At 56.0% G+C, this 20,834-nt stretch carries 15 protein-coding genes and 1 tRNA gene; 11 read left to right on the top strand and 5 right to left on the bottom strand.

What is annotated here, in order from left to right; all coding sequences use genetic code 11:
* Window positions 1-222 precede the first annotated feature (222 nt).
* The 3 genes from Q0915_RS03075 (at window position 223) to Q0915_RS03065 (ending at window position 5,302) form a co-directional block, all read left to right on the top strand.
* Window positions 223-3,288 carry an AAA family ATPase gene (locus Q0915_RS03075; RefSeq protein WP_299473132.1) on the top strand — a complete coding sequence of 1,022 codons (3,066 nt, stop codon included), beginning with the start codon at window positions 223-225 and terminating at the stop codon, window positions 3,286-3,288.
* 286 nt (window positions 3,289-3,574) lie between these two features.
* Window positions 3,575-4,660, top strand: a complete 1,086-nt coding sequence (locus Q0915_RS03070; RefSeq protein WP_299473130.1) for a hypothetical protein — start codon at window positions 3,575-3,577, stop codon at window positions 4,658-4,660.
* Window positions 4,661-5,002: 342 nt separating this feature from the next.
* The gene (locus tag Q0915_RS03065; protein ID WP_299473128.1) at window positions 5,003-5,302 is read left to right on the top strand and encodes a tyrosine-type recombinase/integrase; all 300 of its coding nucleotides are present in this window, start codon (window positions 5,003-5,005) and stop codon (window positions 5,300-5,302) included.
* Window positions 5,303-5,393: 91 nt separating this feature from the next.
* On the opposite strand, the gene Q0915_RS03060 is transcribed toward Q0915_RS03065, so the two are convergent.
* Window positions 5,394-5,470: transfer RNA gene (locus tag Q0915_RS03060), tRNA-Ile, on the bottom strand.
* Between the two features lie 313 nt (window positions 5,471-5,783).
* Between Q0915_RS03060 and Q0915_RS03055 the strand changes: the two genes are divergently transcribed.
* Together Q0915_RS03055 and Q0915_RS03050 are read left to right on the top strand one after the other, a co-directional pair.
* Window positions 5,784-6,854, top strand: coding sequence for an AI-2E family transporter (locus Q0915_RS03055; protein WP_299473126.1), 1,071 nt, complete (start codon window positions 5,784-5,786; stop codon window positions 6,852-6,854).
* Window positions 6,855-6,990: 136 nt separating this feature from the next.
* Window positions 6,991-7,749, top strand: a complete 759-nt coding sequence (locus Q0915_RS03050) for an SIMPL domain-containing protein (protein WP_299473124.1) — start codon at window positions 6,991-6,993, stop codon at window positions 7,747-7,749.
* Between the two features lie 108 nt (window positions 7,750-7,857).
* Here the strand turns inward: Q0915_RS03050 and Q0915_RS03045 are convergent, their stop codons facing one another.
* Complete coding sequence (locus Q0915_RS03045) at window positions 7,858-8,445, bottom strand: GNAT family N-acetyltransferase (protein WP_299473122.1); 588 nt, start codon at window positions 8,443-8,445, stop codon at window positions 7,858-7,860.
* Between the two features lie 185 nt (window positions 8,446-8,630).
* Between Q0915_RS03045 and speD the strand changes: the two genes are divergently transcribed.
* Both speD and speE read left to right on the top strand, forming a co-directional pair.
* Window positions 8,631-9,188: an adenosylmethionine decarboxylase gene (speD, locus tag Q0915_RS03040; protein WP_299473120.1), complete on the top strand. Its 558-nt coding sequence runs from the start codon at window positions 8,631-8,633 to the stop codon at window positions 9,186-9,188.
* Window positions 9,185-10,057, top strand: a complete 873-nt coding sequence (speE, locus tag Q0915_RS03035) for a polyamine aminopropyltransferase (RefSeq protein WP_299473119.1) — start codon at window positions 9,185-9,187, stop codon at window positions 10,055-10,057. Before speD ends, speE begins: the two co-directional genes overlap by 4 nt.
* Window positions 10,058-10,089: 32 nt before the next feature.
* Here the strand turns inward: speE and Q0915_RS03030 are convergent, their stop codons facing one another.
* From Q0915_RS03030 to Q0915_RS03020, 3 genes are all read right to left on the bottom strand, one after another.
* Entirely contained in the window at window positions 10,090-12,339 is a 2,250-nt protein-coding gene (locus tag Q0915_RS03030) for a mechanosensitive ion channel family protein (protein WP_299473118.1), read from the bottom strand.
* Window positions 12,336-13,454 carry a 2Fe-2S iron-sulfur cluster-binding protein gene (locus Q0915_RS03025; protein ID WP_299473116.1) on the bottom strand — a complete coding sequence of 373 codons (1,119 nt, stop codon included), beginning with the start codon at window positions 13,452-13,454 and terminating at the stop codon, window positions 12,336-12,338. The genes Q0915_RS03030 and Q0915_RS03025 overlap by 4 nt, the downstream gene beginning before the upstream one ends.
* Before the next feature lie 686 nt (window positions 13,455-14,140).
* A complete protein-coding gene (locus Q0915_RS03020) occupies window positions 14,141-16,144 on the bottom strand; it encodes a HAMP domain-containing methyl-accepting chemotaxis protein (protein WP_299473114.1) in 2,004 nt (667 codons plus the stop codon).
* A gap of 527 nt (window positions 16,145-16,671) precedes the next feature.
* Between Q0915_RS03020 and Q0915_RS03015 the strand changes: the two genes are divergently transcribed.
* The 4 genes from Q0915_RS03015 (at window position 16,672) to Q0915_RS03000 (ending at window position 20,779) form a co-directional block, all read left to right on the top strand.
* A complete protein-coding gene (locus Q0915_RS03015) occupies window positions 16,672-18,237 on the top strand; it encodes a winged helix-turn-helix domain-containing protein (protein ID WP_299473112.1) in 1,566 nt (521 codons plus the stop codon).
* A 205-nt stretch (window positions 18,238-18,442) separates the two neighbouring features.
* Window positions 18,443-19,276, top strand: a complete 834-nt coding sequence (locus Q0915_RS03010; protein ID WP_299473110.1) for a methyltransferase domain-containing protein — start codon at window positions 18,443-18,445, stop codon at window positions 19,274-19,276.
* A gap of 79 nt (window positions 19,277-19,355) precedes the next feature.
* A complete protein-coding gene (locus tag Q0915_RS03005; protein WP_299473108.1) occupies window positions 19,356-19,736 on the top strand; it encodes a group 1 truncated hemoglobin in 381 nt (126 codons plus the stop codon).
* The gene (locus Q0915_RS03000; RefSeq protein ID WP_299473106.1) at window positions 19,733-20,779 is read left to right on the top strand and encodes an adenylate/guanylate cyclase domain-containing protein; all 1,047 of its coding nucleotides are present in this window, start codon (window positions 19,733-19,735) and stop codon (window positions 20,777-20,779) included. Before Q0915_RS03005 ends, Q0915_RS03000 begins: the two co-directional genes overlap by 4 nt.
* Window positions 20,780-20,834 lie beyond the last annotated feature (55 nt).

Raw genomic sequence — 20,834 nt, 5'->3', positions numbered from 1 at the left:
GTCTCCAGAATGGCCCACGCGTGAACTCACTCAATCCAGGTAGGTTTCCGCCTTTGGGTAGAGCTAAGTTAGGAGCCCGGTAGGAAGTAGCCATCCAGAGTGTCAAATTCTGTCCATAAACGCTCAAGTGGCACGTGCTATTGCAATTGCCCACAGACTTGTGAAAACTGTAGGTCGTGGCTTTGTTACCTAGCGGCATAGCTGTCATTCCAGGCGTTAAATATGATATTTTTTGATATCTCTGAATGGCTTAAAAGTATTGGACTCGAGCGATACGCCCCACTGTTTCGCGAGCAGGAGATTGATTTTGAAGTACTGCTTCATCTAAGCGAAGAAGACCTTAAAGAGATTGGACTTCCACTCGGACCACGCCGCCTGATACTATCAAAAATCGCTCAAGGTGTCGGGAGTTTTACAGCTTCAACTGGTTACCAGGAGGCGGGCAGCAACTTCACTGTGGAGACTGCGACTGACATCAAACCTCAGCATGGATCGGCAGAGCGACGGCGCATAGCAATTGCATTCTTCGACATGGTGGATTCCACGCCACTTGCGGTCCGCCTTGACCCCGAAGAGCTGCGTGATGTGACGCAAAGTTTTCTTGAACGCGTTCGCACAGCAATCTTGCGCTACGACGGCTATGTCGCTCGGTACCTGGGCGATGGCATTCTGGCTTTCTTTGGCTGGCCTGAAGCGTTCGAGGATCAGGCGGAACGCGCGGCGCGGGCCGCTCTTGACAGCGTTGCGGCCGTGCGTGAACTGCAGTTTGATAGCGGCCTGCAGCTCGATGTCCGGGTCGGCATCGCGACCGGTCTGGTCGTCGTGGGGGACCATGGTCATCGCGGCGCGGACGTGTCTGGAGACACACCGAACCGTGCCCAGCGATTGCAGAGCATTGCATCGCCCGGACAGATCGTGATCGACCGGGCAACTCAGGTTGCGTGTGCCTCCACTATCGCAACGGAGTCGCTCGGCAGCATGAGCGCAAAGGGGTTCCCGGAACCCCTTCCCGTCTGGAGGGTCACCGGAGTTGAACGCACTGAAGAAACGATCGAAGCATCCCCCGATGCACTGACCCCTTTTGTCGGACGTGAGCATGAGTACGGGATGCTCCTGGACCGGTGGGAGACCGTGAGGTCCGGCGAAGGTCAACTGATGTTGCTGACTGGTGAAGCGGGCATCGGCAAGTCCCGGCTTGTGAGAATGCTTCAGTCACACCTTGCGGGCGAGGCGCATACGCTCGTCCGACTTCAGTGCATCGACTATCAGGTCGGCAGCGCATTTTACCCGATCGCACAGTTCTTCCGGGATTTGGCCCGAATTACTACCGGGGACGATGACGTCGAGCAACGCCGAAAACTTGAGGCGTCAACGAGCGAGAAATTCGCCGCGACCCCAAAAGATATCGATCTGATTTCCCAGCTCGTCTTGCGGGTTGATCCGAGCGTCAGCCTGTCCTTCACCAGCGCAGATGACGCCTATGATCAGATCGTCGATGCCATAATCAGCCTGGTCCAAAGAGCGGCTGCAGCGGGTCCGCTCCTCATCGTTGTGGAGGATGCGCACTGGATCGACCCGAGCACAGAAGACGTCTTGCGAGAGCTGGCGTCGCGGCTGGAAAATTTGCCGATCATGCTGCTCGTCGCGAAGCGCCCAGGCTGGCAGTTTCCAGGGTCTGCCCACACCCCGCGAACAGAACTCACGCTTAATCGCGTTACCCGGGATCAGGCTTTGGAGATCGCCGCAGCGAACGGTGGCGACGGCCTGGGCCGCGTGCTCGTCCGGGCGATCGTGGAGCGGGCCGGCGGTGTTCCCCTATACGTGGAAGAATTGACCAAGGCGATGATCCAGTCGCCGGACAAACAGGAGCTGCCTGACTCGGTGCAAGCCCTGTTCGTTGCGCGGCTCGATTCGCTCGGCCAGGACAAGGAACTCGCGCAGATTTTGTCCGTCCTCGGTCGATCCTTCGACCGGCAGTTCATCGAGGCTGTCAACGCCGATGCCGATCTTGACGAAAGCCTGCAGCGCGTTGAAGCGTCGGGGCTTGTGGTGCGCCAAGGCAGCGGCGCCAAAGCCGTCTACGGATTCAAACATGCACTGATCCAGGAAGTCGCGTACGAAACCCTGCTCCACAGTGTGCGCCGTAAGGTCCACAGCAGAGTCGCCGACGTCCTGATGATGGACTTCTCCGAAGTTGCCAAACGCCAGCCGGAGATTACTGCGCTGCACCTGTCGCGATCCGAGCGTCACGAAGAGGCAGCGGCCTGCTATCTGGACGCAGGACAGAGGTTCGCCTCGCATTCGGCTCACATTGAAGCGGTGGAGCAGTACAAGGGCGGTCTCCGGTCACTGGGAATGACACCGCAAACACAAACACGCGATGGTGCCGAGCTTGACCTTCGCATTGGGCTCGGCGCGTCGCTTCTCATGAAAGAGGGATGGTCGGCACCGGAGGTGGAAGAGAACTACGACGTTGCGCTCACTCTGAGCCGCCACTCCTCGGACAACCGCAAGCTTTTCGTGGCGCTCCGCGGCCAGGCCAACGTGCATTTCCTCAAGGGTGAGCTGCGAAAAACCCGCAGTATTGTCGAACAGCTTATTGCGATGGCGGAGGACGACCGGAGCGAGGACCTTCTCATCGAGGCGTACCGGTCCAACGGCATGTGCTCCGTCCATGAGGCGGAGTTTGAACGCGCGGTTGAGTATCTCACCCGGGCGAACGACCTCTACGACCGTGTGCGCCACGCAGACCTGAAATTCACTTACGGCACGGATCCCGGCGTTGTTGGCATGTCCGGTCTCTCATGGGCGCACTGGCTCCTGGGGAACCTTGAGACAGCCGAGGCCTATCGGGACCGCGCCATTGCACTCGGAAAGAAGCTCGATCACCCCTTTAGCCTGATCTACGCCGAGGGGTTTGCGGCGTGCCTTGCCCAATTCAAGCAGGATGCAGCGCTGGCCATGACGCATGCAGACAGCGTCATCAGCATGTCCGAGGAGCAAGACTACCCCTATTGGACCGGTTGGGGTCGTATCGTGAGAGGCTGGGCCATTGCCGTTGAAGGAGATATCTCAGCTGGTCTCGTCGAACTCGCACAGGGCATAGCGACATACAGAGGTACCGGTGCAACGCAAATTCTGCCCTACGCAGAGTTTCTTGTTGAACAGATAAAACTTATTGCCGGGCTACAAGCTCATAGCCAGGCGCCCAAAAGCTTCGAATCGACCTTGACTTCACACAAGTCTGAAAGTTGTTTTTTTTCTGAGCTGTCGTCACAGAATGTGTAAGGGACTCCGACTACAGGCGGGCTTTTATTGCTCAAGATCTGTATTGAAATGTCGTTTGCGATTCTGCTTCAAATATTCATCGCAGCAAACGCAACGCATCGGATCCCGACTGCAGCTTCCCAAGAGTTAGAAGCTCCCCATCAGAACAACCTTACGGCACCTAAAAGCACAATTTAGATGTTTATAGTTCAATCACGATACAACCCATGATACGTTAGACAAAACTTGGATGGTGTTCGACGTTTGGTAAAATCGCCTAATGGACTCAAACAAGGGGGTCGCTTTCATGATTCAACAGCTAAAGTTTCGCAGTTCTAATTGCACTCGAATTTTTTCGCCTTTGCTTGTTACAATCATTTTTATCATTGCAGTAACAGTCTCAGATAAGGCGAAGTCAGACTCAAATAATTCAGTGACAGAAGGTTATTGCAAGAAATTAGCCGAGCGAAGTCGTGGTAAACTAATTCCACAGGATAGGAAAGAAGACGATAAATACAATTATGGCCCAATGCAGGCAATTTTTAAGGACAACATCATCGTAGAGAAGAAAGACGGCAAGCTAACACCTAAAAATGTCAGGGATATATTACGGCAGATTGATCGGCGTGATCCAGGAGAAAGTGAGATACAGTGGGTAAAGCGTCTTTTACGCAATCAAACACATTATGATGAATTTAAGGGAACTGAAGGAGTCTTATACAATATCTGGCTAAATGCTGCACTTCAATACATGCCAACCGACAGTAAAGGTAATTTCCAATCGCCAATCTTCATTGATCCGAATGGTAAAATAAATGATAAATTTGTGAACAGAAAAGGCAAGGAAGTAAAAGGTTATGTTTATCGTCGAAGTAACGGATCCGGGAGAATCGTTACGACTATGTGCATTAATATACGCACGAGTTTAGCCGCAAACTCCCCGGCTGGCTATATGCGCTTTGAAGTGGCTATTCGCGTGAAAAAGTATGGATTTGAAGTTTATGAACGTGACGACTCAAATCCTAAGAATTTGTTTCCAGGGTCAGAAATTCCAATTAAGGCACCACTTGCGGATGAATGGAAATACAAGCTGGAAGCCATAATCTCTCGCAGAGACCCGTCGCATGAGTATCTAAAAATCATAAGTATTTGGGCTGATGAGCAGCGTTTTGAAACCGATTTCCCAACCGAAGACGAATTAAGAGAAGGTATTGATTGGGTCGATTGGACAAATGACACAGACTACGAGCACTATTTTACGCTGGGAAAAGATGCATGTATCGACATACTTTTCAAACAAAAACCCAAGAAGACAATCGACGAACTTAAATACCGGCCAGACTACTGCATGGGACGCTGTACTGACCCGACAATAATTAACAGCGGCCTGTAGAAAGCTAACTCTATGCGGACTTAAGAGCTTCAACCTATATCGGGAAGTGTCGGTACAGATGCGCTGAGCCCACACTTCCGCATTGAGCGTAGATGCGCGACGCCCTAGACGGTTGACGATCTGAAAAATTACCGCGAAACGCACCCGCCTGGAACACGCGCGCACCTGTGCCTGACGCTGTTCATGTTCACTGCCTGCCGCATCAGCGATGCCATCAGGCTCGAACGGGCGAACGAGTGTGAGCGCGCCGGAGTGCGCGGGCTTGGCTGACAACCAGTCAATAAGGGCTTGGCCTTCGTTAAAATCCCTATGCTGCCCCCGCTTTTAAAGGTCACCCGCGCGATGAATATCGAGGGCCGGACCTATCTGCTGACGGAATACGGACAGCCGTTTAAATCACCCGAGGGACTGCGCAACAGCTTCCGCAAATGGTGTGATGAGGCCGGGTTGAACCACCTATCCAGCCACGGGATCAGGAAGGCGACGGGTAATTTATTGGCCGAGGATGGTGCGAGCCAATATCAAATTATGTCGATCCACGGACATACCCAGGCAAAGACATCGGAAGTATACACCAAAGATGTTGAGCGCTGGCGACTTGCCGCTGATGCGATGCAAAATTTAGCGAATATGGACTGGTAGGTGTCCCACGCTTCAAAATGGGCCTCAAACGTGGGACACCCCACCCTCACAAGCCCTTGATAAAAAAGCTTTTTCAACCAAGAAAAGAAAATGGTGGGCCCGGAGGGACTCGAACCCCCAACCAATCCGTTATGAGCGGACGGCTCTAACCAGTTGAGCTACAGGCCCACGGCAGGGTTCGTGCGAAAAGCTGAACGCTGCGCTGTGTCCCCTATACCATGGCAAATGCACGGAGCAAGTGGTTTGCGACGGCAAGCTTAAAAAGGTCTTGGAAAGTCGTCCTGCTGACGCTGCCCTCCGCACTGCCTCATCTGGCCGGCGCTTTGGGTTTTCGCCTTCGCAATGGCAGCCCAGCGACTGGCCGGAACACGCATGTCCTGTTCACAGGAGCATCAAAAAGGTTCCGTTCGCGAAGAGCTTGAGGTCTAAATGGGACTGAAACCCAGCGCGACTCGCTGCAGTTAGGAATGCCGGAGCAACCATGCGAAGTCCACTTCTGTCCGCCACGCTCACCGTCCTGCTCGTCTGCATGATCGGCTGGCTGCTTGTGGTCGGGCGCTCGCTGCTGCTGCCCTTCGTGATTGCGCTGATCGTCTGGTACATGATCAACTCGCTCGCGCATGCCTTCCAGAAAGTTCCGATCGGCCGCTGGCGGCTGCCCGGCTTCATTGCCTTCACCTTCGCGCTTCTGGCGATCTTTGCCGCCAGCACGGTCGTGCTCGACATCGTCACGGTGAACCTTGCCCAGCTTGCCCAGGACGCTCCCACCTACCAGCGCCGCCTTGAGGAGATCTTCGATCAGTTCTCCTCCCATTTCGACTTGAATGATCCGATCGAATTGAAAGACCTTCTGCCGGACAGCGTCGTCCCGCGCATGGTGACCGCCGGCGCCAGCCTCGTCACCACGCTGGCCGGTTCCGCAAGCCTAGTCTTTATTTACGTGCTCTTTCTGGTGCTGGAACAATCCACGTTCGACCGGAAATTCGAGCGGCTGTTCTCATCGCCCGAGCGCGCGCAATCCGCCTTTGCGATCCGCGCTGAAATCAACCGCTCGATCATGCATTATTTTTCGATCAAGACCGCGGTTTCCGTGGCGACCGGAGCGCTCACCAGCCTCGTTCTCATTCTGATTGGCCTGCCCTACGCGGCCCTTTTCGGCTTCATCGCCTTTCTGCTCAACTACATCCCGACCATCGGATCCCTGATCGGTGTCATTTTTCCAAGCCTGCTCGCGATCGTCTATTACGACACGCTCGGCCCGTTTTTCGCGATCGCAACCGGTCTCGGCCTCATCCAGTTTGCCATCGGCAATCTGATCGAACCGAGACTGATGGGATCCAACCTCAACCTCTCCGGTCTCGTCATCATGCTGTCCCTCGCCTTTTGGGGTGCCATCTGGGGCATCGTCGGCATGGTTCTCTGTGTTCCGTTGACGGTGATGATCGTCATTGTCTGTGCCCGCTTCGAAAGCTCCAGGCCCATTGCGGTTCTGTTGTCAGAAACGGGCGATGTCGGACTGAAAGAATCCGGCACCGGCGAAAAGGCGAGCTAAGGTGTTTTTGGAGCCTGTCTGCTCTTCAAACGGAAGGGCCCGGAAATGAACGGAAGCTGAACCGGCGAGCCTTATCGACGCCTCATTGACCGACAATCTTCCCGGTCAAGTCACATTCTGTTGAAAGGAATTTTCAATGACACGATTCATCACCGCGCCGCATGGTGCCTTTTACGCGTTCATTCGAAACACGTCACTGGCTGCCTGCCTTGGAGCTGCACTCCTGATGGCGACACCCGGTCTTGCACAGGATACCCAATCGACCATGGGCACGATCACTATGGAAGGCATCGGCTCCGTGGCCGTCGCTCCGGATATGGCCGTCATCTCCACCAATGTTGCCACGACTGCGAAGACGGCATCAGACGCACTCGCGGAAAATTCGGCGTCGATCGCAATGGTAATCGACGCGGTCAAGGCAGCCGGCGTCGAGGCCAAGGACATCCAGACGCAGGGCTTTGGTATCTATCCGCGATATGAAAGTTCCACGAGCTCCGGCCGCCAGCCCAAAATTGCGGGCTACGAAGTGCGCAACGGCATCGAGGTCAACGTTCGCGACCTCGACAAGCTGGGTGGTTTGCTGACGATTGCCGTTGAAAGCGGCGCGAATTCCGTCGGCAGCATCCGCTTTGAAGTCAGCGACCCGGAAGACAAGCTTGACGAGGCAAGGAAGGCCGCCGTGGCCGCAGCGCGGCAAAAAGCGGAAACCTTTGCGAGCGCTGCCGGTGTCGAGCTTGGAAACATTCTTTCGATCACCGAAAGCAACGTGCAGGGCCCGGTTCCTGGCATGACACGGGCCCTGAGCCTGGCGTCGGCAGCACCTGGCGCTGCCCCTATTGAAGCCGGTGAAGAAACCATCAGCGCCAACGTTACGATCCGTTGGGCGCTGCAATAAGACTTTGCTGCGGTAGGCCGGAGGCCGGTAGGTGTCTCCGCGCCGCCGTTGTAAATCTTCCTTTCCTGCGATTATCGGCCCTGGTTAGCGCCGCGCCGATGCTCCGCTTCAAAACATCCGGTGCCAGACCTGCATCGGTTTTTCGGTTTCATCCGCCTCACCGATATCCTGCCAGGGGAAGGTGACGATAACCCCGTCCAGTTTCTCATACCCGCGCTTGCGCCAGAACGGATCGAGCGGGCGGTAGTCAGCTGGCCGTTTGGGATGATCGTCAGGACGTATGACCGCGCAAAACGTCGCCTGATCCAAGCCGAGACGGCGCGCATGTGCCTCGCGTTCGTCGAAGAACCGGTGCCCCACGCCTTGACCGCGGTAAGCAGGATCGAGCACGGATTCGGCCAGGTAGAAAATCTTGGCGGGATCGTAGCCGCGCTCCTTCAATGGTGTTTGAAACGCTTCGAATTCGTCTCCGAGCGGTTCCCCCGTCGCAGCGCCAACCAGCGTTTTTCCGTCATAGGCTCCCACGATCACCGCTCCGTCCGTGTCGGCATAGCGCTGAAGGTATTTGGCTTCGTAGTCCATCGAGCCTTCGTAGAGATAAGGCCAGTCGCGAAACACGGAAATTCTGAGCCGGGCGAGATCGTCCAGCGCATCTCTAAGCCCCCGGCCTGTCAGGATCCTGATATCAACTGGCACGGCTAACCCTCTCAAATAGCGGAATGAATTGCTGAGCCATCTGAGCAGCCCGGCGTCTTTCATATCAGCATTGCAATTTCTGCAGCAAAATTTTGCAGATTTCCCATTGAGATTAAACACTCTTTTCTGTAAGGAGTGCGCTCCGGAAATAATGCCGGGGACATCTGCTGGTTTGGGAGAGCGATATGGATAGCAACGCCCTCTTCGAACTGGGGATGGACTTGGAGGCTCGTGTAGCAGAAGACGCAGTTTGCGTTGCCGAGCCAAGAAGCACCACCCAGAAGGAAGAAAACGTTTCGACCGCGGCCGTTGGCGTCTACGCAGACGACCGCCTGGATCACTTCATTCAGAAGGAAGGGGTCCACTGCGCTGGTGCGCATTTGATAATTGATCTGTACGATGCCGAAAGGCTCGACGACCTGGCTCATGTCGAACAGGCTCTGAGAACCTGCGTTGAGGAGGCAGGTGCAACACTGTTGCACATTCACCTGCATCCGTTTGAACCAACCGGCGTGTCGGGCGTTGCCGTGCTCGCGGAAAGTCATATTTCCGTTCACACCTGGCCGGAGGCCGGATACGCGGCTTTCGATGTCTTCATGTGCGGCGATGCCAAGCCCGAAAAATGCGTCGACGTGCTGCGTCACGCCTTCAATCCGGGCAAGACTGCCGTGTCGGAACTGCTGCGTGGACGTGAAGTTGCAAATCAGCTCTCCAAGCCGCACACGCTGGAAGCGGCGGAATGAGCGACGGTCTGGTTTTCAACGAAACCCTCTATCCGGGGGTTCAGGTCAGCTACAGCTGCAGTGAAATCCTCTATCAGGAAAAAACGGAGCACCAGGATCTGGTGCTCTTTTCCAATCCGGTCTTCGGCAGGATCCTGATGCTGGACGGAGTGACCCAGGTCACGACCGCGGATGAATTCATCTATCACGAGATGATGTCGCACGTTCCGATCATAGCCCATGGCGCTGCGCGCAACGTTCTGATTGTCGGCGGCGGTGATTGCGGCCTTGCCGAGGAAGTGCTGAAGCACGCATCCGTGGAAAATCTGGTCCAGGTGGAAATCGACGCCTCCGTGGTGGAGTTTTCCAAGGAGCATTTCGAAGACTTCAACAAGGGCGTCCTGGACGACCCGCGCTTCGAACTTGTCATTGCCGACGGAATGAAATTCGCTGCCGAAACAGACCGGCGCTTCGATGTGGTGATTGTCGACAGCACCGATCCGCACGGACCTGGGGCAGTCCTCTTTTCCGAAGAGTTCTACCGCAATGTGCATCGGATGCTGACACCGGGCGGCGTTCTTGTGACCCAGAATGGCGTCCCGTTTCTGCAGCGCGACGAACTGGTTACAAGCGTTGCGCGGTTCTCGCGCATCTTCAAGGACGCGGCCGCTTATATCGCGGCCATTCCGACCTATTTTGGCGGTCACATGACCCTCGGCTGGGCATCGGACAATCCAGATCTGCGCAAACAGGCGGCCTCGGTTCTTCAGGAACGCTTTGACGCGCAGGGTTTTGAGACCCGCTACTACACACCGGATGTTCACGCGGCTGCATTTGCGCTTCCGAGGTTCATTCTGGACGCGGTCGAGGAAGGTCGCGCGCAGGCTTAGGTCTGCGCCCTTTTCCTGAAAGAGATTTCATATCACCCGCCAGGTTGGCCCTGCACCTGCTGTTCGATGGCATCCATGGCTGCCGCAGTGGCTTTTTCCTTGTCGCTTTCGCTCAGGTCTTCACCGCCGATGACTTCGACTTTGACGTTACGCTGCGCGAAGTTGATGCCCGCCTTTTCGAATTCGTCCCGGATCCGCTGATAGGCATCACGCCTGATGGTCCATTGACCACCGGGCTTGGTCATGAACTTGACGCCGACAACCATGTTGAATTCTTCCATCCGCCGGACGCCCTGGAATTTCAGAGGTTGAAGGAAATTGTCGCCATAATCCTCATTCGCCTGCAGCTCTTCATTGATGTTCTTGACGATTTTCTTGGCAAGCTTGAGATCGGTGTCGAAGGGGACCCTGAACTCCAGCTTCATCATCACCCAGTCGCGGCTGTAGTTGGTGAGAGACTTCAGCTCGCCGAAGGGAATGGTGTGAACGGCGCCGCGGTGGTGCCGCAGTTGCAGCGAGCGGATGGACATGGATTCCACCGTGCCCCTGATGTCGCCCATCTCGATATATTCGCCCACGCGAAACGCGTCGTCGATCAGGAAGAAGACACCGGACACGATATCGCGCACCAGGGCCTGTGCGCCGAAACCGACGGCGAGACCCACAACGCCTGCCCCTGCAAGCAGTGGGGTGATGTTGATGCCCATCGATGAAAGCCCGATAAGGGCCACCATCACCAGAATGGTGACCAGCACGACTTTCTTGATCAACGGCAGCAGCGTTGCCATTCGGGCTTCGGGCCCGGGTGCAATACCCGGCTGAAGCTTCGGCATCGCCGCCATGCGCCGGTCGATTGCGGTTTTTGTCGCGGTCCAGATCAGATCGCCGATGAGGAACGCGACCATGATGTCGATCAGGATCCGCACCATCTGCGCAGGCGTTGAGTTGACAGCGGACATGTTCCAGGGCTGCACACCCCAGAAGAGGCCAATGCAAATCACCGCCGATACAACAACGACGAACCGGCCAAGACGCACGGCGACAGGCAGATAGATCCCGTGCGCAGCTTCACTGGCCTCTTCGGCCTCGCCTGTTTCGGCGGCCTCATCCGTCTCCACGGTTTCCACCGTGTCTCCGGTTTCGTCTGCCTCGCTGGCTTCACCGGCGAGGTCTTCCGGCTCTTCGTCAGGCCGGTTTTCGCGAAAGGCTTGCTCTATGGTCTTGCGGACAATTCGCTCTGTCGGCACGAGAAGCGCGACAACGGCAAGCGTTCCCGCCGCGCTTTCCGCACCAATCAGCCAGAGTACAAAAAGCATCAGCAATACGAACGTGCCGATCACGGGCATCAGGATGGACCGGCCTTGCAGCTCGCTGCGGGAATACATGAGCCAGAGCAATGCAATGGCGAGCAAAGTCGCGGCGGCCGCTGCAGAGATATCGATTGCAAGACCGACGGGTTCGTTGCGTCCAAGGTGGACGATGGTCTCCGAGAGATTGCTACCGAAGAGCAAGATCGCCGAGGTCACCATAACGCCGAGATAGAGTATCTGCGCGTTTGTGCGCGACAGAGGCATCAGCCGCAGGGTTTCGACGCGTGGCGCCAGAGCAAAAAGAGCAATGGCCGCAATCGCCCTTAAGATGACGAGCGACACGAGGAGTTCAAGAACAAACTCCCGTGCATTGGGTGGCCACTCGAAAATGACGAATGTTCCAATCGTTCCGATAGAAAAAAACAACGCCCCGCCGGAGACAAGCGCAAGCCTTGTGACTGCAGAGCGCGCCTTGTCGAGGTAACTGTCGGATCGGCCGAGTTCAATACGCCGCCGAAAGTATCCGGCGTATCTCCAGTAGAGCCACTCCAGCCCGGCGCCGACGAAGATGAAAATGATCAGAAGGACAACGAAGTTCAGCTGCTGTCTGGGCGCTAAACCTTCCTGCCAGGTCTGCGAAATGATCGCCGGAGCATCCGGCAACAGGGCGAGCGATGCCCCAACCAGCTGCACGCGGTTCTCAATTTCGTTGAGCCCCTGCTGCACGGCCTCGCGGAAAGTCTGGTTTTGTGTTGCACCGTCATTAAGGCCGTCTGCCCTTTGTTGCAGCCAGTTGACAATGGCGGGGTCGGCCAAAAGGCGCGCAAGTTCCTTTATGTCGTTCGGCGATGGTTCTGCCGCCGGCGCCTCGGTTTCTGAAGCGCCCGCGCCCGGCAGGAGCATTTGCGCCGAAGCGGGAGCAATCGATTGAACACAAAGGAAAAGGAAGAGCGCCGTCAAAAACCTGATCATGCCGCGCCCTCGCTCTGCGATGCCGCATCTGAAGGAGGGCTTGAAGGCGTCTTTTCACGCAGCAAGGATTGATATTCGACGGGTGAGATCGTTGGCGGGAACACCCGTTCCACCGTGACGTTGCCACCTGTCGGCATCGCCTGGCATGCAAGACGAACCCCTTCAGGCAACGACCGGCGGGCAAGAGTGTCCTGTTCGATACGGCTGGGTGCTGAGAGATTTTCAGCCCCCTCCAGAACACGGACTGCGCACGAGCCGCAGCGGCCCCGCGCACCGCAAAGCGCAGCGTGGGACGTGTCCATGGACTGAGCGGTTTCAAGAATACTGATACCGGCGGACCGCTTGATGGTCGGACCGTCTTTATAGGTCAGGGAGACATCCGGCCCTCTGCCCCAAACCCGAACCGCTCTTGCTGCCAGCACGACAAAAACAATGCCAGCGTACCACCACAAGACATCGGCCTGAATTTGCATCAGCCTTTCGCCTACGGACCCGTATGCTTCGGCGGATTCGCGAACCGGCGCCATGTATTCAGGATCGCCGCTGTTCGCAATCAGGATTTTCCCGGACTCAACAAAACCCAGGAGGGCAGCAACCGGAATGATGACTGCGAATGGGTAGGACAGCGTGGCGTAGCGCCCCCACCAGTTCTGCACCTGCATCCATAAAAACAGTCCATAGCAGGCATGAACCCAAATCACGATCAGGGCAAGGACTTGCTGAATTCCCAGCTGCGGGACGAAAATCCAGTAGACAGCGAGCACCCATTTAAAGCCGACATGCGTGTCCGTCATCATCGGGCCGACGACGGTTCCCATGATATGAGGCAACAACAGCGGCACGATCGCGAGGCCAAGAAGGGCCTGAATGCTGTCTCCCCAATTGAAAAACAATCTGTTTCGCCAAAACAGGGTCCAGAGTCCCAGACCGGCGTGAGCGAAAAAACTCAAGATCAGGAGAGGCCCGCCGACGGGATTTGCGAACAGTCCCATCAGGTAGACACTTGCCTCTTCCATCGCTTCAATCGATCGAAGGCCAAACGCCAGAGTAAGCAAATGCCCCGTAACAAATACAAACAGGACCAAACCGCTCGCAATGCGTAGTTTACTTATCATGCTTCTCTTTCACTCTCCCTCGGTTCCGATCAAGTGCGGCCAATGCTTCAGACGAGAAGGCGCGCACGACAGGAACAAGAGCCTGAACCGTAACACGATGATTTCTTTGATCGTAAGTTTGTTGTGTCCTTCAGCACTGCTGATTTGAAGTATTTGAACCCGGCACCTACGAGAGCCCGCAATCCTGAATACCGCCTCTGCACCAACATCCGGAAAGGTTGCAGAAAGTGGCTTAATCGCCAGGTCCAGACTGCCTGAACTTGCGACTATTGACTGAAGTGATTCCGTGCCAAAACCATTGCCGGCATCTATGTCCCGGCGTTCTGAATGTGCGTCCTGAGGGATAGAACGCCGCAACCAAAAATCGCTTTTGCTCCAATGACTGACACTCACGAAAACAGCGTCCGGCGCACGCTCGTTCTTCAATCTGAGCGCTTGCTTGTATGCGCAGCGGCTGTGCACTCGTCACCCGGACGCGCGTGGAACGCTGCCAGAACGCTACGCGCGCGCGGTAAATCAGGTGTCCTAGGTCCCTTCGGCGATCCTGATTGCTCTCTGACCTTCTTCGATGCCGGCTTGCACCTCGCCGGCCCGAATTTGTGTCTCTGCCATCAGTCCATACCGGTTGGCGAATTGACCCCCAGCTCCAATGCGCCGTGGATCAGCTCAAGATTGCTTCGCTGCGGCTAAGCCGCAGCGACATCGTCAAGAAACGCGTCGATAACCTGGCTGAGCTGATCGGTGTTGTCTGAAACACCTTTTGCTGCAGAAAGCACACGCTCTGCTGTGCTCTGACTTTCGTCAGCTGCTTGCCGGACGCTGACAATGTTTCCTGAAACTTCGTTGGAGCCGGCTGCCGCAGACCGCACGTTTTCTGAAATCTCGGTGGTAGAGGTGCCCTGCTCTTCAACGGCTGCGGAAATCGCCTCGGTTGCTGAAGAAACTTCGCGCATCGTTTCGGCAATCCCACGGATGGCCTCAACAGAGCTTTCGGTTTCTTTTTGAATGTCCGTGATCTGGGTCGAGATTGCCTCGGTTGCCTTGGCGGTCTGCGTTGCAAGTTCTTTCACTTCCGACGCGACGACCGCAAAGCCTTTTCCAGCCTCGCCGGCACGGGCTGCCTCGATCGTTGCATTGAGTGCAAGCAGGTTCGTTTGCTCGGCGATACCCTGGATAAGCAGAATGACCTCACCGATCTTGTCTGCGGAAGCCGCAAGTCCGGCAATCTTGGTATCCGTTTCTATGGTCGCGTCGGTCGCCTGTTCAACAATGGTTTTCGTCTGGGCAACCTGATGGGAAATCTCGCTGATTGAGGTAGACAGCGCTTCTGCGGCAACTGCGACCGCTTCAACATTCTTGGAAGCATCCTGGGAAGCACTGGAAACGCTGTCAGCCTGCGAAGTTGTTTGCGAGGCAATTGTCGAGAGACTGCCGGCAGAGGATTCCATTTCGCGGTTTTCCGAGTTGACCGCTTCAAGCACCCCTTGAACGGTTTCACGGAAGTCGCGGACGAGGTCATCGACCTTCGACTGGCGGTGCTCGCGCGCTTCCTGATCACGTCTGCTTTCATTCATCAGGTCCATGCGCTCTGCAGAAGCGTTCTTGAAGAACTGAACCGTCTCCACCATCTCCCCGATTTCAGTTTTGGTGTCGAGCCTCGGCAGTTCTGCGCTCGCATCGCCGGCCGCGAGCGATTTCATTGCGTTGTTCAGCTGATTGATCGGGGTTGAGATGCTTCTCCCGATCAGCAGGCCAAGGAAAATTCCGCCCGCCAGAATGCCGATGCTTGCGACAAGGAAGGTCTGATCCGTCGTTTTCATCGTGGATGTGAAATCCGCATTGGCGACGTTCTGACCCTCTTCGGAGAGCTCACGGATTTTCGCAAAATCCGGCTGCATCTCGGCAAAAATCTGACTCAGCTGCTTTGTTTCGGGTGCAAGTATCATTGCGGTTTCAGCGAAGGCTTTGAAACCGGCCTGATATTGATCCATGAGGGTTGTCAGGTCAGCAATGAGTTCCGGAGGAAGTGAAGAATTCTTGAGAAGTCCATCAAACTCTTCCCGCCGCTTGTCGATACGGGCAACGTATTTTTCCGCGCCGCGCATTATGAAATCTTTCTCGTGACGGCGCATCATCAGCATTTTCACTGTCAGACTGTCTAGCTCGGCGGTCTTCAGGAGTTCCTCCACATTGTGGACGGCCGTGCGCAGCTCTCCTTCAAGACCCTCTTTTTCGGATAGCCCGACTTTCACCCGCAGATCGGAAACCTTGTGAAACTGCGTCTGGTGGCGTTTGACGCCTTCTTTCAGTCTCTGAACATTTTCTGAAACCGCAGCCGATGCTGTGAGCTGCGACATCTGTTCCAGAGCGGCGTCCACGGTTTTGACCGACTTGTCGTATCTGTCGACATATTTCATATCGCGTCGCAGCAGGAAATCCTTTTCGCTGCGTCGCATTTGGAGCGCTCCGATTTCGACCGCCTGCACAAGCTCATAGAGCGCCGCAAACTGGTTCTTGCTCTCCAGAGATGCCTGGGTGCCCGCTCTGCCTGTCAGGTAGGTGATGCCGAGTGCTGAAATCGCAAAGAGCGTCAAAGCCACAAGTAAATTGATGCGGGTTCGGATACGCAAGCGATCAAAGATCCCGATACGCTTACGCTTTTTTTCAACACTGATTTGTTCGTCAGACATGATACGAGCTCCCCCCAAGAGCCAGGTAACACTTCTGCCTAAGAAGCATTCGCGAATTAAAGTCGGAAATAAATGCGTGCTTAGTGATGCCAGCATATAGTTAAGATTGAATAAAATTACGCCCTGCCCCTCAGGAATGAGCCAAATGAACGCAGGAACAACTTAAAATTTATGCGCGTTATTTGAATTGCACTGAATTATCTATACAACCAAAAGTACAAGCCACCAAATATCTCTTGGGAGGCTCGTCTGGGACGGTATCATACAAATATGGCTCAAACCCTTTGTTCACAGCGTTTCCTTTCGATCTGAATTAACGCAAGCAGTCTGGCTGAGAGCCTGCAGACTGGTCGGCTCATTATCAGCAACGTGCGTACGAACGAACATGTCCGCGAAGCAAGAGGCGGATTTCTCAAGCCAATTGCCTGGTCATAATCCGCAGGCACGTGAGCCTGTGAACCTGCAGTGCGCCACTCCTTTCGAATTTCCGTTTGAGCAACGCTTTACGCAGCGGTACCATAAGATTGATGAAACTCGCGTTCGAGGACTGGGAAATTGACGTCGTGATGGCGGAGCTTCACCGCTCCGGCAAGCCGGTGAATATTGAGCCTCGTGCCTTCGATCTTTTGTGTCTTCTGATTTCCAATCGCGACCGCCTGGTGACGAAAGATGAAATCGTCACGGAAATCTGGGACGGCAGGTATATCTCGGACGCGGCCATTTCGACCTGCATGAAATCCGTGCGCAAGGCCATTGGCGACGATGGAGACCAGCAGCGCCTGATCAGAACGGTTCGCGGCCGCGGGTTTCGGTTCGTCGGCGTTGTGAGGGAAATCACGCCGGGTACGACGGTGCACGCCGCACCTCAGATCGACGTTCCTCGACTGGAAGCAGCCGAAGATCAGGGCAAACCGTCGATCGTGGTTCTGCCATTCGAGGATTACGGGTCGGACCACGGTCAGCAGCTTCTGGCCGAAGCGATTCCGCACGAGCTTATCCAGGGTCTTGCAAAACTGCGCTGGCTGCGTGTCATTGCCAGGGGCACGGCCTTTCAATTCCGGGGCCCGAACCTTGACCTCAATGCGATCGGAGAACGCCTCGCGGTACGCTATGCGCTCACCGGAACCGTGTTGCATTTTCAGGACATGATGAGCGTCTCAGTAGAACTGGCTCACTGTGAAAGCGGCCTGGTGATCTGGGCAGAACGGTTTGAAGACCGGAGTGATCGCTTTCTGGAGATCAGACGCGAGATGCTGGAACAGATCGCCTCGTCGCTCGAGATCTATATCACCCAGCGCGAAGCATCCATCGCCTCACGCTCGTCTACGGAAAAGCTTGACGCCTGGGCGGAGTATCATCTGGGATTGCGCCATCTCTTTCTATTCACGGAAGCGAACAATGCCGCGGCAAAGTCCTGTTTCGAACGGGCGATTGCGAAGGACCCGGACTTTGCAAGAGCCCACGCCGGGCTTTCGTTTGGAAGGTTTCAGGACGCGTTCGTTGGATATACCTCCGACAAGGCCACCGCGATCGACGAAGCACGCCGCTTTGCCGAACGGGGCGTGGAACTTGACCCGCTCGATCCCTTCGCCAATCTCAACCTGGGCCGTTCCTTCTGGCTGAGCAATGATCCCGCATCGGGCCTTGGATGGCTGGAGCGTTCCATCTCGCTCAGCCCCAATTTCGCGCAAGGTCACTATTCGCGCGCCTTTGCCGAAGCGCTTCAGGGACATTCCGGCGCCGCTTTGAAACACGCCTCTGCCGCACTGGACCTCAGTCCGCTGGATCCGCTGCTTTATGCAATGCACGGTGTTCGCGCACTCGCAAATTTGCAGGCAGGTGAACTTGCAGCCGCAGCTGGCGAAGCCGCTGCGGCGGTTCACGCCCCAAGAGCCCATCACCTGATCTATATGATTGCAGCCGCAACACATGCGCTTGCGGACGATCTGCCAGCCGCCCGGCACTACGCCTCCAAGGCCCGCGAAAGCGGTGCGGACACCAGAACCGAGCATTTCTTCAGGGCGTTCCCGTTTGTTGAACCCGGTTTCCGCGAAGAGTTCATGCGGGGGCTTACGCTGGCCGGTTTCGACTGAGCCAACCGGCCTGACAGCGTGCTGCTTTCACCTGACGAAACTTGAATGGTCACCGACCAGTTTCATAACGTTCAGACGCTTCATCCAGACAGATTTCAGTCTTTCCTCAGACAATCCCCACACAGCCCTCAGGCAATCTTCAAGCACAAACTTGGAAGCGATGCGATCAATGCTCCATCAACTGAAACCCGAAAGGAGCACATAGATGAACGCACTCAACCAACCTGCTTTTTCCGGACCGGATCTTGCCGCCGTCAAACAGCGACAGCAGGGTGTCTGGTCAACAGGCGACTACCCGGCAGTCGGAACGACCTTGCAGATCGTTGGCGAGACACTTGCCGAAACGCTCGACCTTGCCCCCGGTGAGCGTGTCCTGGATGTTGCCGCCGGTAACGGCAACGCCACGCTGGCAGCTGCGCGCCGCTTCTGTGATGTCGTTTCGACAGACTATGTCGATGCGTGGCTGCGCGCCGGGATGGAGCGAGCTAAGGCTGAAGGCCTGCCGGTCGCGTTCCGCGAAGCCGATGCAGAAGACCTTCCTTTCGAGGACGCATCGTTCGATGTGGTCACATCAACTTTCGGAGTGATGTTCACTGCGGATCAGGATGCCGCCGCGAAGTCGATGCTGAGGGTCTGCCGTTCAGGCGGACGGATCGGCATGGCAAACTGGACGCCGGCCGGTTTCATCGGACAGGTGTTCAAGACGATCGGACGCCACGTTCCGCCTCCGGCAGGTGTGCGCTCTCCATTGGAATGGTCATCGGAAGAGCGCCTTCAGGAGCTTTTCGGCTCAGATGCCACAAACGTATCCGTCACCCCGAAAACCTTTGTCTTCCGCTACCGGTCGGCCCGCGCCTGGGTCGAAAGCTGGCGCGAGATCTACGGTCCCATGAACAAGGCCTTCCAGGCCGTTGGCGAAACCGGTGCGGCGGAACTTGAAGACGATCTGGTCAAGCTGGCTGAAGCAGCATCGATTGGCGGCGAACGCGCGATGATTGTCCCCGCGGAATACGCGGAAATCGTGATCCGCAAACGTTGATGATGAGGATGCGCAGGCCCTTTCAAGCTTGCGCGTCTCATCGACGTTTCAACGGCAATCCAAATGAAGGAAACAAACGATGTCCGGAAAAACGCAGACGCTTTACGAAAAATACGGCGGCTTTCCCGGTGTCCGTCAGGTTGTGACGGATTTTTACGAACGCGCGCTCGACAGCGATATCGTCGGACATTTCTTTGAAGACGTGAACATGGCACGCCTGGTTGATCATCAAACCAAGATGATCGCCGGATTGCTCGGCGGTCCAGTCGAGATCTCTGACGCGCGGCTGGCAACGGCGCATGCGCATCTCAATGTCGACCATTACCATTTTGATGAAATTGCCGTGCTGTTGAACGAAACTCTGGTCGATGCGGGCTTTGACAAACAGGACCGCCTCGCGGCGATCGCAGCTGTTGAAGCCAGAAGGTCTGTTATTGTCAGAAGGAGCCGGGCAGCATGAATATCGAAGCGATCAGCATGCGGATGCTGTCGAATATCGGGGTTGGTGTCGCACTCGCCGACCCGGAGGATCTTACAATCGGCTACCGCAATCCAGCGTTCGCCGCGTGGTTCGGCGTAGAAGACGGCACACCGCTCGAGGAAATCTTTGGCAGCGTGACACGCGCCGAACTTGTCGAACGGCTGGCTGTTGAGGACGCCATCAAGCTTGATGTTGCAGTCAAACGCAAACGGCGGCTTCTGACGATCGAAACGGTTATCAGGCATGCAGAGAGCGACGGGCGCAGAATACTCCTCGTCGAGTGCCAGAACATCTCGCGGCTGCGCGAGACGGAGGCCATGATCGACAGTTATGCCCGCATTGCGGAGAAGAAGGCGCGCGAACTGGAACTTGAGAAAAACCGCGTCGAAAAGCTGCTTCTCAACGTCATGCCGCGTTCGGTCTATGAGGAATACACCGCCTTTGGAACCGTCACGCCAAAGCTCTATGAGCCGGTTTCAGTCCTGATGCTCGATTTCGTCGGCTTTACGCAGATGGCTGCAGCCGCCGACCCGACCGTCACCGTCACTGAATTGAACGACATATTCACGGCATTCGACCGGATTGCCGAAATGCATGGCTGCGAGCGGATAAAGACGATCGGCGATGCGTATCTTGCCGTCGCAGGCCTGCCGACACCCAACCCGGACCACGCGAGTGCGGTGGCGCAATGCGCGTCGAAGATGATCCGCTATCTGGAGCGGCGCAACCAGAGCCATCCGCACCAGTGGCAGGCAAGGATCGGTATCGCATCCGGATCGGTTGTCGGATCGGTCGTTGGTGTCCAGAAATATGTCTATGACGTCTTCGGTCCTGCAGTGAACCTTGCGTCCAGGCTGCAGTCACTGTCCAATCCGATGGAAGTTACGGCAACGTCCGACTTCGGTGAAGACAGCCTGGAAGGCCTGGTGCCCGTTGACGCCGGAACCATCGATATCCGTGGTTTCGGATTGACGTCCATCGTCAAGCTGCAGGCACATGGCGCCGTCGATCTCGCGGCATGAAGAGGGACATGCATGCGCTTCAGTGATCTGGTCCGAGGATTCGGAGGCAGACTTA

It is taken from the genome of uncultured Roseibium sp. (assembly GCF_947494555.1).
Lineage (GTDB): Bacteria > Pseudomonadota > Alphaproteobacteria > Rhizobiales > Stappiaceae > Roseibium.
The sequence above is the reverse complement of the archived record's forward strand: the minus strand, read 5'-3'. Positions and strand labels throughout refer to the sequence as shown.

Coding starts and splice junctions, on each gene's coding strand:
- Q0915_RS03075 (WP_299473132.1), top strand. CDS start 223: ATGATATTTTTTGATATCTCTGAATGGCTTAAAAGTATTGGACTCGAG.
- Q0915_RS03070 (WP_299473130.1), top strand. CDS start 3,575: ATGATTCAACAGCTAAAGTTTCGCAGTTCTAATTGCACTCGAATTTTT.
- Q0915_RS03065 (WP_299473128.1), top strand. CDS start 5,003: ATGAATATCGAGGGCCGGACCTATCTGCTGACGGAATACGGACAGCCG.
- Q0915_RS03055 (WP_299473126.1), top strand. CDS start 5,784: ATGCGAAGTCCACTTCTGTCCGCCACGCTCACCGTCCTGCTCGTCTGC.
- Q0915_RS03050 (WP_299473124.1), top strand. CDS start 6,991: ATGACACGATTCATCACCGCGCCGCATGGTGCCTTTTACGCGTTCATT.
- speD (WP_299473120.1), top strand. CDS start 8,631: ATGGATAGCAACGCCCTCTTCGAACTGGGGATGGACTTGGAGGCTCGT.
- speE (WP_299473119.1), top strand. CDS start 9,185: ATGAGCGACGGTCTGGTTTTCAACGAAACCCTCTATCCGGGGGTTCAG.
- Q0915_RS03030 (WP_299473118.1), bottom strand. CDS start 12,339: ATGATCAGGTTTTTGACGGCGCTCTTCCTTTTCCTTTGTGTTCAATCG.
- Q0915_RS03025 (WP_299473116.1), bottom strand. CDS start 13,454: ATGATAAGTAAACTACGCATTGCGAGCGGTTTGGTCCTGTTTGTATTT.
- Q0915_RS03020 (WP_299473114.1), bottom strand. CDS start 16,144: ATGTCTGACGAACAAATCAGTGTTGAAAAAAAGCGTAAGCGTATCGGG.
- Q0915_RS03015 (WP_299473112.1), top strand. CDS start 16,672: ATGAAACTCGCGTTCGAGGACTGGGAAATTGACGTCGTGATGGCGGAG.
- Q0915_RS03010 (WP_299473110.1), top strand. CDS start 18,443: ATGAACGCACTCAACCAACCTGCTTTTTCCGGACCGGATCTTGCCGCC.
- Q0915_RS03005 (WP_299473108.1), top strand. CDS start 19,356: ATGTCCGGAAAAACGCAGACGCTTTACGAAAAATACGGCGGCTTTCCC.
- Q0915_RS03000 (WP_299473106.1), top strand. CDS start 19,733: ATGAATATCGAAGCGATCAGCATGCGGATGCTGTCGAATATCGGGGTT.